The organism is Pedobacter sp. GR22-10, from assembly GCF_026239715.1.
Classification (GTDB): domain Bacteria; phylum Bacteroidota; class Bacteroidia; order Sphingobacteriales; family Sphingobacteriaceae; genus Pedobacter.
In genome coordinates this window covers 656,496-670,591 of record NZ_JAPIVR010000003.1, presented here as the reverse complement: position 1 = coordinate 670,591, position 14,096 = coordinate 656,496, and the positions used below count along the sequence as shown (strand labels likewise).

General features: G+C 36.9%; 13 protein-coding genes. All 13 read right to left on the bottom strand.

Annotated elements, in window-relative coordinates; all coding sequences use genetic code 11:
• Window positions 1-240 precede the first annotated feature (240 nt).
• The 13 genes from OQX64_RS15610 to OQX64_RS15550 all read right to left on the bottom strand — a co-directional run bounded on the left by OQX64_RS15610 (window position 241) and on the right by OQX64_RS15550 (window position 13,747).
• Complete coding sequence (locus OQX64_RS15610; RefSeq protein WP_265819446.1) at window positions 241-561, bottom strand: hypothetical protein; 321 nt, start codon at window positions 559-561, stop codon at window positions 241-243.
• Window positions 545-862, bottom strand: a complete 318-nt coding sequence (locus tag OQX64_RS15605) for a helix-turn-helix domain-containing protein (protein WP_265819445.1) — start codon at window positions 860-862, stop codon at window positions 545-547. The genes OQX64_RS15610 and OQX64_RS15605 overlap by 17 nt, the downstream gene beginning before the upstream one ends.
• Before the next feature lie 146 nt (window positions 863-1,008).
• Window positions 1,009-1,764 carry a hypothetical protein gene (locus OQX64_RS15600; protein WP_265819444.1) on the bottom strand — a complete coding sequence of 252 codons (756 nt, stop codon included), beginning with the start codon at window positions 1,762-1,764 and terminating at the stop codon, window positions 1,009-1,011.
• Between the two features lie 377 nt (window positions 1,765-2,141).
• Window positions 2,142-3,917: a reverse transcriptase domain-containing protein gene (locus tag OQX64_RS15595; RefSeq protein WP_265819443.1), complete on the bottom strand. Its 1,776-nt coding sequence runs from the start codon at window positions 3,915-3,917 to the stop codon at window positions 2,142-2,144.
• A gap of 108 nt (window positions 3,918-4,025) precedes the next feature.
• Window positions 4,026-5,054 carry a BT4734/BF3469 family protein gene (locus tag OQX64_RS15590; protein ID WP_265819442.1) on the bottom strand — a complete coding sequence of 343 codons (1,029 nt, stop codon included), beginning with the start codon at window positions 5,052-5,054 and terminating at the stop codon, window positions 4,026-4,028.
• Between the two features lie 84 nt (window positions 5,055-5,138).
• On the bottom strand, window positions 5,139-5,912 hold the full coding sequence (locus tag OQX64_RS15585; protein ID WP_265819441.1) for a nucleotidyl transferase AbiEii/AbiGii toxin family protein: 774 nt from the start codon (window positions 5,910-5,912) through the stop codon (window positions 5,139-5,141).
• A complete protein-coding gene (locus OQX64_RS15580; RefSeq protein ID WP_265819440.1) occupies window positions 5,902-6,918 on the bottom strand; it encodes a type IV toxin-antitoxin system AbiEi family antitoxin in 1,017 nt (338 codons plus the stop codon). Before OQX64_RS15580 ends, OQX64_RS15585 begins: the two co-directional genes overlap by 11 nt.
• 209 nt (window positions 6,919-7,127) lie before the next feature.
• Window positions 7,128-8,648: a hypothetical protein gene (locus tag OQX64_RS15575; RefSeq protein ID WP_265819439.1), complete on the bottom strand. Its 1,521-nt coding sequence runs from the start codon at window positions 8,646-8,648 to the stop codon at window positions 7,128-7,130.
• A 3-nt stretch (window positions 8,649-8,651) separates the two neighbouring features.
• Entirely contained in the window at window positions 8,652-9,698 is a 1,047-nt protein-coding gene (locus OQX64_RS15570; RefSeq protein ID WP_265819438.1) for a nucleoid-associated protein, read from the bottom strand.
• Window positions 9,699-10,281: 583 nt separating this feature from the next.
• On the bottom strand, window positions 10,282-10,893 hold the full coding sequence (locus OQX64_RS15565; RefSeq protein ID WP_265819437.1) for a GIN domain-containing protein: 612 nt from the start codon (window positions 10,891-10,893) through the stop codon (window positions 10,282-10,284).
• 145 nt (window positions 10,894-11,038) lie between these two features.
• Window positions 11,039-11,803: a metallophosphoesterase gene (locus tag OQX64_RS15560; protein WP_265819436.1), complete on the bottom strand. Its 765-nt coding sequence runs from the start codon at window positions 11,801-11,803 to the stop codon at window positions 11,039-11,041.
• Window positions 11,804-12,138: 335 nt separating this feature from the next.
• On the bottom strand, window positions 12,139-13,140 hold the full coding sequence (locus OQX64_RS15555) for a nucleotidyl transferase AbiEii/AbiGii toxin family protein (protein WP_265819435.1): 1,002 nt from the start codon (window positions 13,138-13,140) through the stop codon (window positions 12,139-12,141).
• Window positions 13,124-13,747 (bottom strand): DUF6088 family protein, encoded by a 624-nt coding sequence (locus OQX64_RS15550; protein ID WP_265819434.1) that lies wholly within the window; start codon window positions 13,745-13,747, stop codon window positions 13,124-13,126. The genes OQX64_RS15555 and OQX64_RS15550 overlap by 17 nt, the downstream gene beginning before the upstream one ends.
• Window positions 13,748-14,096 lie beyond the last annotated feature (349 nt).

Sequence of the window (14,096 nt, the reverse complement as noted above, 5' to 3'; positions counted from 1 at the left end):
ACCCCTGGAGGGTTCTCCAAACAGCCTTTACGCTAGCGTAAGGCTAAGATGGTGAGGCTCTGCCCAACCACCGCTTGCTCCTTTTTCTAGAAATGAAAAAGGACCTTTTGCATGTTGCTTTAACCCCTCAGAGTTTTTTAGTGGGAGACCGATCCCAACAGATCTCCCATAAGAAATATTCGAAAAAACTATTTTAAAATGTTCAATTATTATTTGCACTCACAAACTACATAGTCGTCCTTAAGATAAATTGCAGCTCAACACAGCTTCGTCTTCCAGGTTCCAGGATATCCGGCTTCCAAGAAAAGGATTATAGGACGGGCTGTAAAAGATGTATCCAAAAACCTGAAGTTCACCAATACACTTGTGATAGGTCGAGGTTGAATAGATCTTGGATGAACGCATCAGCTTGCTCCGGCTCACCTGAAAAGGGTGAGTCAACCCAGAATTTTCCGAGGCAAAAATCAGCGCAGCCAAAAGACTCACATGAAAGGCAGAAAGCCTTTGATCCGCCTGAATCCGGTCTTTAAGATAATCAAGGTTTTTATTTACGCTCCCCATGCGCCTCCCCCTGAAATAATCGTTTAACAACCGCATTTTCAGGCGTACCGTTACCTAGTATCCGCCTGATATCCTCACGGCTAAAATATACAATACGGCCAATCTTGGTAAAGGGCAGTTTGCCGCTCACCCGTAAGTGCAGCAGGGTACCGGCAGAAATTTTCATCAGCTTCCTAACCTCAGAACTTTTGAGGTACTCATCCGGCGTTGCCGTTTGGAGCGGAACAATTTTTTTGATCTCTTCGATCAGCTCGCTTTTTAGTTCAAGCAAATCGCTTTTGGTTACCAGGTCTAAATTCATGTCTCTTAAAATTTAATGATCAATGCTCTCCAGCTAGCCATAACAATAAGCTATCTATTTGGAGATTTCACATCAAAAGTGAGCACAGGAACATGTAATCAGATGCCCAATGGAGGTGTTTGGGCATAGCTGCGCTTTAAAATAGGCTAATGTTGGTTTGCAGGCTTAACCGGAACAATAGTAAAAGCTCGATCCTTATCGGAAATAAAAATATATTTAGAGGAGTCTTCAGAAGAAAAATAATTCTGGGCAGTTGCCAGTGGTATCGGCTTGTCTCCATGCACAAAATTTTTGGCAACCATTTTATACCATGGGCTATAGCCTTGAGTGGTCATGAGCCTTTTACCATTTGGCAGCATCAGTTTTTGAAACTGACGCATGAGATCCATAAATGACGCTAAATTCCCACTGTTGATTACTATTTTTTCACTCGCCTCATACTGCAACATTTCATTGAGCTGAGCCTTTAAATCTGCTAAGTCAGCTTTGAGCAACGCAATTTCCGAATCTCTTTGGCTCAGCATCTTTTCTGTCGAATTATTTACATTCCACTCATCAATAGCATGTAAAAATTTTTGGAAGGCTTCTAATTTATCAAGGTTAGCGGAGTGAATCTCATAAACGGATCTGAACGGATCCTTAGCGGAATAAAAATTAATTCTTCTATGAATGCTGCGGTTTACCTTGCGAAAGAAAGCTTCCTTTCCATCTGGATTCCGTAGCAGATAATGCTTAAGGTGAAAATCGTAAAACTCTTTGTATTCACCATCAGGCAGACTGTAAAGTTTCAGGGCAAAGAAATTATCCTCTAATTTTCTATTGGAAAATATTGGGTTACCTATCTCATATGGATGTGGAGAAAAATCAAATCTCCCCCGAAATTTAAAAAAACGTTCCGCCATGATAAATTATGGAGTGGGGTTCCCGTTCAGTAACCAGACAGGGAACTGTTAACAATTGATAGCAATATACAACTATTCAAGTCTGTGGGCAACTTCTGGATGTCGCCATTTCTAAATTTGTTTTTAGGATTGCAAACTATTGACTGGAATACAAATATTATTAGAAAAGATGTTCAATGAAATCTAGTTCTATCCTTTATAGATTATAAATAATTTAATTAGTCAGGTGGTTTTTACCCACATTCAGTATATTGCTTAGATTATATGGGCCATATAATTACAAACCAGAAAAAAAGCCTATCCTTCGATAATCTTTCTGATAGACAATGTCGTTTTCAACCAATCTACAGAAACTATGGGAAAGACATTTCATATATCTACTTAACAATATCTCTTTCTTTAAGGTGATTCTTCAAGGTTTGATAGTAATAGCTAAAAGGATAGCCATAATAAATTGGCTCAGTGGCTTTTGCCTTTTTTTTGTTATTCTGGTCGTCCTTTTGTTCACCATTCCCCATTTTCGAAATCTTATTTCGCAATTTCATTAATAGCCTATTTCTGCTTGAATCTAGTCTTTTGAGCTGAATTCTTGAATATTTATTGTCTGTCAATAGTCGATACCCACTTGTCCAACACATTTCATTTTTTAACCCTTTGAAGTTCCAAAGATTAGCTCTACCCACCGACATACCTATTAAACGATTAGCCACAGATTCATAGATTTCATTTTCACTACTTCTGCATTTTGGATCCTTTAAGATAAGTTTAAGATCACCAACGACCTTATACTGTTTTTTCATCTCTTTTAGCAAGGAGCTTTTTCTCACTCTCAAATGCCCTTGATAGTGTATTTCATAACCAACGAAGCCTATCCAGGGAGAGCCTATCCCTCGGTCACTTCCCCATAGATAACAACTCTTGGATTTTTCAGCCCAAAAGTCTCTAGATTTTGCATATGGGGTAGAAACCGGATGGTGGACTACCAATTTTTTTGAAGTGATTCCATGAAGATAATCATTAAAGGCCATTGTACACTTTCCCTGATCAGGGTGAATAATTAGCATATCATCACAGAATCTCACATAGAGTAATTTGCCATCTTGATGCCGCGTTATCTTTTGATCAATTGCATGTAAGACTACATTAGCGATTAATCCTGATAGCGCTCCACCCTGAGGTATTCCTATTTTAGCACTTGAAATTCGCTTATAGTAACCATTGGATGACAGTTCGTTTTCTACCCATGCGTAGTTCCCATTTAGAATTTTGGATTTTTTAAAGTGTTGCTGGTCATTATTCAATGGAAGTACACTGTGGTTGAAAGTATATGTATCAAGATAATCGTATAGAATACGTTTTGCATTTTTGATATCCTCTACGGGATATGCTGATAATAGTTTACGCTCGAAGAATTGTCTGAAATTTCTTTTGATCAAAGTATGGTTCACAGTATCAAAGAATTTCTTAATGTCACATTCAGCTACAAACAAGCTATCTTCTTTGTGATTGGCTCTATATTTTAAAATATCCTCTACTGGCTCATGGTGGGTAGGGCACATTTCGTTACCATTTATCATTCGTTTATATCGAAAAGCGTATGATTGTTCGATGAATAATGGATCGAATATAGCTGTTAAATACCTGTTGGTGATACTTAAGATAATCTTGTCTTTTAGTCCGAATGTCGCAATTGGCCTGCAAATGTTTTGTTCAGTCAAGCTAGGTTTATCGTCCTTAAGTTTAGGAATAATTTTTGGCGCACCAATTTTGTGCCCCCCTTCATGTATTGCCTTCTGTATTTCCTTGATAAAACTCTTTAACCGAACCAAAAAATCTGCAGACAGCTCATGTTTTTCATAATATCTAATAGTTGCGTGTAGTGAAATTAAGGTCTTTTCACTGCTGCTTCGAGCACAGCCCTCCTTAAATCGTTTATGTTGTAAAACAGTTTTCCATTTCTTCCTAGACGGAAAAAGGCTACAAAGCAATTCCTCATTTTTGGTAGGATCTTTTTTGTGGTAATTTTTGTGTGAACTTTTTGTATGTAGGTGGATTAAGTGGTCTTTATTACGTTTATGTGCCAACTTTACCCTCATTTTGCAAAGAATTTCTAAAATGGCCCTATCAGAGGAGAAATCTTTAAATGCTAGCATAAAGAAAAAAATTGAGGTCCCTGAAAAATAAATACTGAACTATTGGAGCGCCTCCCAACTTTGTCGTGCACAGAATGACAGTTAATACTTGCGACTGATATCCCAATTTCATGAGATCACTTCCACCTTAGGTACCTCAACCTCCTTCTTGTAGCCAACCTGTTTTGCAAAATAGACTACTGTGGCAAATCTAAACTTTCCCATTGAGTTCGCAAAACAATAATTTATCATATCCAGGCATCCTTGTTCGCTGAACTTCTTACCATCCATTTTAGAAAGAGAAAAGAAATACTTTAATCCTAACTCATAGGTAAATGTATTCGCTAACGCATACCCAATTTGATACCAGTTATTAAAGCTGCTAGTGATGGAGAGCTCTCTCTTATTTAAGTATCTAATAATGTCCTGCATCATGGTGCGGTCCGCTTGTTTATTCTTTCCTGCAGGGTTGAACTTTTGATTCGCCGTCGGCTCTGCAAAATAAGTGTAGTTTACGGTCTGGACAATGTTCCTAATTGTCACTGCTTCGGTTTCGGTGTAAGTTACCAGAAAGGACTGAAATTTGCTGCTAATTTCAAGATCGGGATCATATGAGAAGAAACATAATCTAGTCACATCACTTCCGCTTGTATCAATTTCAATTCCATATTTTGCTTGAATATATTGGTATACTTTTCTAAAACCATAAGTGTGGCGGAAATTAAAATCTTCAACAGGAAATTCGTTGTCAAACTCGAAATGGATCAACCCTTTTAATCCCACTTTCGACGGTGATTCCCAGCATGCAAATATATAAGGGTCGTTAGCGAACTGATTTTTAAGAATAATCATTTGCTCACTAGCCAATTTATCTATGTCCAGAACCAGGATTTCATTATATGAAGATATTGAAGTCCTAGTTCTTTTGCTTTTAAAGTCAGCTGAAAAAGTAACCGCAGGAAGCATTCTTTTTTCCAAATCATATGACTCCTTATCGCCAGCCTCAAGATAGCTGCGAAGCTTACTGATGATAGGCTGGTAGGAACCATTTTTAATCATTTTCAAACATTTTCCAATTGGAATATGATTAGTAATCCCGCTCCAAGCGTTTTGCTGAAAGGATGTATCTAAAGAAAGTAGGATTTGAGAGTCCGTCATTTATAGAGCGTTAACGCAGTTAATTTAGATAAAATAATCATAAGGCCAATAAATCAATAGAAATTTTATTTATTTTCTTTTGATTTAACCATCATTCATTCCATCGAACATCGCCATCCATCTCGACGTTTCCCTTTTAGCTAATATTTCCATTACTCGCTTTTTTAGTTCCGCAGACCCCTTAAGCATTGCTTGCATCTTTCTTCCGATAAGTCTGGCACAAACAAGCCGAATATAATCGTTTTCTGTCGTTTCATATAGTTCCATGATATCTCCATGATTCATATAGATATCATCGTCATAAAGCTCGAAATAGGTTTCGATGATGTGTTCGATATCAGTTATATCTTTGGTCCGTTGTGGCCGATCGTTATTTGCGATAAGCTTTAGTAATATAATTCCCTCCATGGTACATACTTTTACAATTTGACCGTCACCTAACTCAAAGTCCTTAACAAAAGGATATATCTCCATAAAACCAGGCATATTCAGAATAAAGGTTGGATCCGTAAGCTTTACATTTCTATTCTCGCCTTCAATTTCTCCAAAGGGTAATAAATCCACTTCAAGACCCTTTTTATATATCAACTTGATCGCTTCGGTTTCATGTGATTCAAAGAGGCCAGTTGCAACCAATGCAGCTTTAACCTGATTATATTGTCCTTCGTCGCTGATTGTAACCGCTAAATCAATATCGTTAGTGCCTCTTTTCGAAAATAGTTCTTCATTACTAGAAAGATTTATATCTCGAGCTACTGCTCCAACTAAATAAAAATCGATGTTGAACTTGGCGAATATCGCCTGAAGCTCCTTTAGCATCTCTGCGACCAATGGCGCAAGAATTGGGTTATCTAACATATTTTTCTTTTAAACGCATTGCAGTCTCACGGTTTCTGCTATCAAAACTGCTAATCAATTCAGCATAAGCCAATAGGGGCGGTACTGTATCCTCATTTGTTGCAAATATCGATTCATTCCAAAAGGGTCTTAGTAATTCTACCTCGCCATTAGTATCAGGCACTATCCGTAGCTTTCTCATCAATTCATACCTGTCCTGAGTGGAATAAATCGTATAAACTTCAGGAGAAAGATATCCAGTTAGTATAGCTCCCGCAGTCTCTGCCCCCCAGTATATCCCAATATCAGAACCAGCGTGGCTATGCCAGTTTTCCCTATCCTCTTTTTTACTAAAACGGAACTTTCCTATCAATTGCTTCGGTCGTAAAACTAGCCGATACATGTCCGCCCATTTATCTATCAGCATCATCCGGTTTTCCAAGAACAAAGTTTCCTGTTTTCCCTTAGCCCCCATAATTACATAGCCTTCTCGTTTTAACTCAAAAATAAAGTTTCCAATATTTCCCAAGGCTACACCAGATGTATAGGCAATATTTCGATAAGATGAATTCAATAAGCTTTCATCCATTAGAATTGCAAAGAGAAATTTCATTCCAGATGGTGCCCAAAGTTTTGTTTCCTCACTGGTTTTCAACGGAGTGCTTTTTTGATCACTGATATATACATAAATACCGCGCGTCTCAATATAGCAGTTCCCCGAGATCTCCAGATAACTAATGCCATGTGCCCTTAACTCATCTTTCATCGGGGCAGGAATATATTTTGAAACTATCACCATTTTCCTATCTGTTGCTTTCTCTCTGCTCAGGATATTCGGCAATGCAGCAGTTCTAAGTTCTGTTTTTATATCAACTTCCAAAATATAACTTTGTTGTCCCTTTACTATCTCGATAATCGCATCAGCTGCTTCATATTTCTTATTTGATATATCCAGTACTCTAGCCTCAATTCCTGTTAGCTGATTAAGTTTTTTTAATGCGGGAAGTAAGATTTGCTCTTCTTTCATGTTCACTATATTTGATTGTTCATGTTTCATGAACAATCAAATATAGTGAACGGTTATCTTTTTTCAAAAGTTAATTATAATAATGTTCAATAAAAAGCATCGTTCATGTTTCATGAACAGCGCGTTTTATTGAACGCACGTTGAAACAAAGAAGTTTTTCAACAACTCGTTAAATAACGATTTTGGATAAAAGCCTAAACATAAAAATCTTAGAAAGGAAGGTTTGGATAGTTAATCATTACACTACTTATTTCAGCTAATTTCTCATTTATGAAATACATTATTATGAATAAAAATATTGCAATTAAAACGATACTCCACAGAATCGTATAACTTTTTATTTTTTTGGTGATAAATTTAACATCCGCTTCGAATTCTTTATCCTCATTTAAAATACGCCTTATATCATCTGTATTAAGAAGGTCTGTGTAACGCTCCTTGAAATTAAGATAACTACTTTTGTAGCGACTCTTTTGTTCATTAGCTTCAGCTTTTGAAATGAGCATATATAACAAAGATATACCTAGAATGATCAATGAAAATATCGTACTATAGGTGACAAAATTCCCAGAAGTGGTGGAAGTCCCTAATACCTTTATGGCTATAATAGAGGAAAATAATGTTAACACTGATAAAGCACTTTTCTGAAAAGTACTTGCAAAACTCTCAACTATGGAGTTTGCTCTCTTATTATAATCAATCAATTGATCTGATAACTTGTTTCGAATCTCAATGTACTGTTTGATATTTTGTTTTTCATATACTTTGTAAGCGGACAAAATTGAGCTGAACATATTGCCGCTAAACGAAAGATCATTAGCCGTGTTGAGATGCAATGAAACTATATTTCTAGCTAATCCCAATTTATCATTAAGATTTCCTGACTGATAGATCCAGTTGTAGATATCTGTATATTCATTGATATATGAGTCTATTAAAATTGAAGTAATATCAACTGCTCCATCAATACCCTTATACCCATTCAGACGGAACGTAAGCTTATTTTCTGAAAGGTGAGTAATGTCAAAAATAGAGAATATGATCAAGGTAAATTGTATTCGCTGAATGATCGTTTTCAATTCGGACTCGAGATCTGGAGAAAAATCAAAATCTTCCGGGATAACCATCTTATCCGATAGCAATGTCGCATGTGTAGATGACTTTATATTTGTGAGCCGGTTGAGCCTAGTTTCTTGGTTAACAGTGAATGTAACAGCTTCTTGCTCTAAGTTTGTAAAAGCCAGCGATCCTGACTTAAAAGTCTGACTAATCTGCTTTGAAATGAACACAATCGTCTCATATTTAGCTATTTTTTCAGAGAAAAAGGATAGCAGATCATAAGTAGTGAAGCTCTCCAGATATGTGGCAAAGTCAAGGAGAGAACAAATAGATAAACGATTGGTTATGACTTGCTTTCTGATCGAGATCTTGATAGTTATTGGTGTGCCAGTTTCAATGCCACGCATACTGACTTCAAGGTTTGCCTTGAAAACTGGAAAGTCAGACGGTTCAAAATAGGTCACATCATCGTCAGCGTCATCAATATTCACATAAAACGAGATGGAATCTCTGTTCGAGAATAAGCCTATGCAATCATTTAATTTTTGTTCATTAGGAATGTCTATAGTTTCCAATGTATATTTCTGCTCAAAAAAATCGAAATCCTCATGGGATGATGATAGCTGGAATTTTGAGCTGAACAATTCAATTAAAGGAACACAAACTGCCATAAACTATTTTTGGGTTTTATTAAAGGCATCGTAACCAGCATCACTTCTGATCCTAATGTATTTTAACTTATGATGGATTTCTGGAAAAATTGTTTGTTCAATGTTTATTTCATCCTTGATCACAAGATCAATGTCCTCATTTAATTTCACCGAATATTTAATTTTAGCAGTAATTTCAGAGGGCTTGAGATCGAACCGCTCATCAAAAGAGAACTTTTCGGGCAATTCTTTTATTTTGATTTTTATGTTCTCTACATTCACTTTATCAGGACGTACGGGTTCGTAGTTTTCAAAACAATTTTCGATAAATTTCTCGATCGTAAATTCCTGACTTGTTCTGAAATACCTGATTGCGCTATTTCTTAAGTAAGTATAATCTGCTGGAGAATCTATTTTAATTTTGGATAGAACTTTTGTATCAATGATGTTAAATGCAGTTTTGGTATTGTAGACATCATCCCAAAGCTGGTCAAGCTCCAGAAAATCGTCCCACCAATAAGTCGCGCCTTTACTGTTCAAGTCATGGACAATGGTATCTACAATAGTACCCTCATCATCAAGAATAAACTGCGCTGAGCGAAAAATTCTTCGTTTAATGGGATATCCGCTATTGAGTGTAAAGTTGATCTTGTCAATATATTCTAAATCCTCAACTTTGCAAAGAAGCACTTTCTTTACTCCAAGATCCTCAATGGTTGAGATGATTAATAGCCCCTCATTGATCTCTCTATTCATTCTTGCGATTTTTTCCTGCACATTCAATTCTTCCCGAAGTAGCCTTGATGGAATTATACCGTCGAAAACTGCACCTGCATCTTTCAAAACCGAATAAATTGTAGCTACAACTTCAGTATTATTGCTACGGAGCTTAAATTTCCTACCTCCATTTGCCTTAGATACTTCACTCACACAGCCTCTTATATAGGTATAGAAGTCCGTAGTGACATCGGGCATTTCGGTTGAAGATATTTTGCTTTGTGTAAGATCAATTTTAAAAATTGAGGTTTTGATTAGTTCTAATTGTCTTTCTTCTAAATGTCTTTCTTCCATTTGAATTTATTTTAAAATGCCTAAGAGTAGCCATAGGGAGACCTTAAGATTAGTGGGTATTCATTATAATTAAGTCAATCGTTTGCAAGCCAAGTAAATATAACCGTTATTTTATTCAACTACATTGGACATGGTTTACGAAATTTACTCCATTTATAGACCACATTTTTAGCTCTTTATCTTCTATCATTTTTGACGATTTCGGATTTCAGAGTTTCTCGATAACGTGATTAAATAGTGTTTTCATCTTTAATTAGAATGAAGCTAATGTAAGTAATTTATATATAGCAAATTACGGGAACCCGTAACACAATAATTTATGCTGTTATTCTGATAGTATCACAGTTGCCAAAAGTAAAACACTCTGCGGTTTGAGTAGCCTATGTCTGTGCTTATGCTTTAAATTAGCTTAGCCAATAGAAAGATCCTGTTACCAAAAGAACGAATCCATTTTCTTGAGCTTGCTGTCATAAAATGGCACAGGGGAAATATTTTTAGAATTAATAGTAATGTCTAAATAAAAAGATTTTTTCAAAAAAAAAGCCACCCAATGGGCAGCTTCAACTTATCTGATTGATATTTTCTATTTTGCTAAAACCATTACATTTTGTTCTGCTTCCATGATCGCTTCAGAAGCATATGATTCTGATTTAAGACTAGCAAAGTCCCCTAATTTTACATTTTTCATGTTGCTAGCAATCATTGTACTTTGATCAGCAGTACCATTTAATTTTAATACGGCATCATCCTTAACGATAGTATATAAACTGCCTGCTGTAGTTTTGATCTTAGCTGTAGCACTTTGTCCTAGAAATAACTGTAGGTATTTTACATCGAAATTATTGCGGGTAACCACAACCGATTGACCATAAGCTTCAATTCTTTCCAAATCTTTTACGGTAATATTTAGTGTTACCTGACTTGTTTCCAATGAATTAATAAATAAGGTTTTTCCATCAGTTGATACTGAGGTTTTTGCAGCGTCATAATTGCTCGCGCCCTCTACATTTTGTTTGTCACCTTGGGTTAAGATTATTTTAACGTTCCCGCTTACCCAGATCCTGTTGAATTTTGATAATGAAGCAGTTTTTATTTCTGCTTTAACTGGCTCAGCGGCAAATGTTGCCACCATTGATGAAGTTAATACTACTGCTGTGAATGCTGCTGCGAATATTGTTTTTGCGAAGGTTTTCATATCTTTTATATTTTAGGTTTTTGCTATTGTTTGTTATTAAGACGCAGCTGTCCATCAAACGTTTCAGGCAAAAAAGTCGTATTATACCAGCGCTGGTAACCACTAGACCAACGCCTGTAATTTCTAGACGAACTTTCACCAACTCTTAAATCTCAATGATCAAATCTTTCTCATAGCCATTATACTTCTCATTCAAATAGCCATGTGGATTACAGATAATTTCAGTGTTACCAATAGTATATCTAGTAGGCGTGTGGATATGGCCATGAATCCAATACAAAGGCTGATGCTCCAAAATCACATCTTCAAGGTTTGAAGCATAGGCAGATGACAAGATATCATCTCTATAAAGCTCGGGTATTGATTGCAGGCTAGGTGCATGATGGGTAATTACCACATTCTTATAACCGCGTGATTCTTTAAGACTTTTTTGTAGCCAAGATTTTGATTTCTGGTGAATCTGATAGGTATCTATTGTTCTTAACTTTGAATAAGCTGGATCTCTGCGTATCTGCACATAATCGTTCATTTTGGCTTGACAAATAATGCCAGACTCCACAGGATTTCCATATAAGGAAAAATCCGTCCACATAGTTGCACCGTGGAACCTTATGCCCTCAAACTCAACCATATTATTTTCAAGGACATTTACATTTGAGTTTTTGGATGCTTCAAGTATTTTGTTGAGTGTCTTCGGGTACGATCCCTTGTAATATTCGTGATTACCCAATAAATATATTACCGGTTTATCAGGGATGTTTCGCTTTACCCATTCTATTCCTTTTGTCCCCAGGTTTGTATCTCCAGCCAGGATAATGAGATCAGCATTGCTAAAATCCAAATCTGAGATTCCAAATTCTTGATGTAGGTCGCTAATTATCTTTATTTTCATTTCTTTAGTTGATAACATTCGAATATATTATGGTTTTTCAGACAGAAATTGTTCCTAACGTTTTCACAAAAAAGGATGACTGCATTCGATGTATGATGATTGTTATTTCAAACTTAATCAACATAAATGATTGAAATAACAATCATTTAGCTAATCACTGTTTATCTAAAAAATCAATTGGCTTATAAGTAATTAGGTATAATCGGTGCACTGACACGCAAATTCAGTTTACCGAAACGGAGAATTACGGCGATCATCGCCGAAAACTCCCATTTTCGTAAACCAAAATCCAGCTGGTATGAATAAACCTTAAAACAAAAAAGCAGGCAATTTATCCTCCTGAAATAAAGAAATTATTTTACATCTCGGAACCTTTTGGTCAGTTCCTCCATACGTCCGATCAACTTTTTAAACGTTTTCGAGTCACCATAGATCATACTTTCCTGCATGGCCTTATAATCATTTTCCCAAGCTCCCAATACCTCAACCGGTGGAATAAAGCTGATATCCTGATACCCATGTTTTTCGTAACCGATTCCTCGGATCACATTGAATTTTGCCCGATGTTCCACTATTCCCTTGTATAAATCCTTATCTTCCAGCGCCTGTTTACCATGCTCAGTATCCATAATCCTATCCAGATCATATAGATGTCGCGACATTCTTTCTGTTCTTATCTTTTCAGCAGGCTTACAAAATTCCTCATGTAGGAGAAAAACCTTTTCCAAAAATGTACGCGCTGGCAGAACAGTAAGCACGCTGAACGGTTCCCCAGCTATGTTAAAATCGCCCAAAGCCTGCGAAATAATCGGGCTGATTTCCCTTTGCTCTGAAGGCTCTTTTAGCGACCTGGCACCAATCTCGATCAGTACAGCCTCTTTTAAATAACCGCCTCTTTCTAGTACGGACTCGTAATACAGCTCCAGTACCTGAGGATCCCGGTCAGATTCTGTCGTTTCAGCCACTTTTAAAGAAAATAGATCTGCAGGGATGCCCAAATCGAGCAACTCCTTTTCCAACCCGTCTTTAAATTCCCCTGAAATAAAGGCACAGGAAGCCTTGCGCAATTCTTTAATCTTGGAGTTACTCAGCTCTTCCCCAAAACCCAGTACCGACCGGTCAATAACCAGATCGATATCTTCGGAAAAACGCTCGATCAGTTCCCAAGATTTACTTAAAGAAGTACCGCCTTTGAACACCAAATGATCCGACCAGGGAGTCCGGAATATCGCATACAGCGCCAAAGTTACCCACCAATCCTTTTCTATCGCATAAGCGGGAAGACCAGTCTTGTTACTGGCCAGTCCCAATAATTCTTTCTGACGTTCAGCCGTTGATTTAAGCCAGTTTATCATTTTCTATCGATTTAGAGAGTTCATTCAATATCACCGCAATCCATGCCGGTGCTAATTTAGCATCATGTTCAATGTTCCTGTTATCTTCATCCTTCAGTACCAACTTCAAACGGTCTAGCACCTGGCTATCCACATTCTTCTGACCCAGTTCTGAAAGCGCCTGTATCACCAGCGTACTGATCTTTCCTTTAGTAGCCAGCTTCTTTGCCGTTGTAGGCTTAAAAGTAATCCGCTGCTTTCCGATCTTGATTTTCCTGGGCGCACCATCTGTCAGATAAGTAACATTCATCGGCACCTGCGTAGTCAGCCTCAGTTTATGTAAAGCAGCAGATCCTGTAGGAATAATCCTCGCATGATCACGCCTAGCAATACTTTCCGCTATCTCCTCAGTAGAAGGGTAGAGGCTACCAAAAACAGGATCAATCTTCGGATACAAATAAATTCCATGCGCAAGCCGTTCCAATACATGATCCCTTTCGAGCCTGTACAGGCTGCTCCTGATCGCATCAGCACTACCAATATCCGAAAAGTCGGTTGGGAAAAACAGCTTTCCGCGTTTATTCTTTATTATCTTGTTAACTATCTGATTATGTGCTGAATATTTCATGTTAAAATGAATTATTTTGCCACAAATTTATGAAATATTTGTGACACTTTATACTAGCTTTTTTTGGCTCATAAGAAGAATGATTGACGTATAGGAATAAGTCATGGCCCATCTTTGATGGGCCATGACTATACAGCAAGTGCCTTTTATACTGTTTACCGAATGGCAACAAAGTTGCCATTCGGTAAACAGTAAGCGAATAAAGGGCATAGAGATCCCTTTAAAAAGGCTTATTTTTTAAAATTTTTGGATTTTCTTCGAAGATTATCAAAGATAAAAACAAAATATAAATAATCAAAAAAAACTTGCTTATAATCAGCCACTTAAGTCTACTTAATACTCGCACTTC

Bases quoted from the DNA above. Each gene is read 5' to 3' on its own strand.
- OQX64_RS15560 (WP_265819436.1), bottom strand. From the start codon at position 11,803: ATGTTATCAACTAAAGAAATGAAAATAAAGATAATTAGCGACCTACAT.
- OQX64_RS15575 (WP_265819439.1), bottom strand. From the start codon at position 8,648: ATGGCAGTTTGTGTTCCTTTAATTGAATTGTTCAGCTCAAAATTCCAG.
- OQX64_RS15555 (WP_265819435.1), bottom strand. From the start codon at position 13,140: ATGATAAACTGGCTTAAATCAACGGCTGAACGTCAGAAAGAATTATTG.
- OQX64_RS15590 (WP_265819442.1), bottom strand. From the start codon at position 5,054: ATGACGGACTCTCAAATCCTACTTTCTTTAGATACATCCTTTCAGCAA.
- OQX64_RS15595 (WP_265819443.1), bottom strand. From the start codon at position 3,917: ATGCTAGCATTTAAAGATTTCTCCTCTGATAGGGCCATTTTAGAAATT.
- OQX64_RS15585 (WP_265819441.1), bottom strand. From the start codon at position 5,912: ATGTTAGATAACCCAATTCTTGCGCCATTGGTCGCAGAGATGCTAAAG.
- OQX64_RS15550 (WP_265819434.1), bottom strand. From the start codon at position 13,747: ATGAAATATTCAGCACATAATCAGATAGTTAACAAGATAATAAAGAAT.
- OQX64_RS15565 (WP_265819437.1), bottom strand. From the start codon at position 10,893: ATGAAAACCTTCGCAAAAACAATATTCGCAGCAGCATTCACAGCAGTA.
- OQX64_RS15605 (WP_265819445.1), bottom strand. From the start codon at position 862: ATGAATTTAGACCTGGTAACCAAAAGCGATTTGCTTGAACTAAAAAGC.
- OQX64_RS15610 (WP_265819446.1), bottom strand. From the start codon at position 561: ATGGGGAGCGTAAATAAAAACCTTGATTATCTTAAAGACCGGATTCAG.
- OQX64_RS15570 (WP_265819438.1), bottom strand. From the start codon at position 9,698: ATGGAAGAAAGACATTTAGAAGAAAGACAATTAGAACTAATCAAAACC.
- OQX64_RS15580 (WP_265819440.1), bottom strand. From the start codon at position 6,918: ATGAAAGAAGAGCAAATCTTACTTCCCGCATTAAAAAAACTTAATCAG.
- OQX64_RS15600 (WP_265819444.1), bottom strand. From the start codon at position 1,764: ATGGCGGAACGTTTTTTTAAATTTCGGGGGAGATTTGATTTTTCTCCA.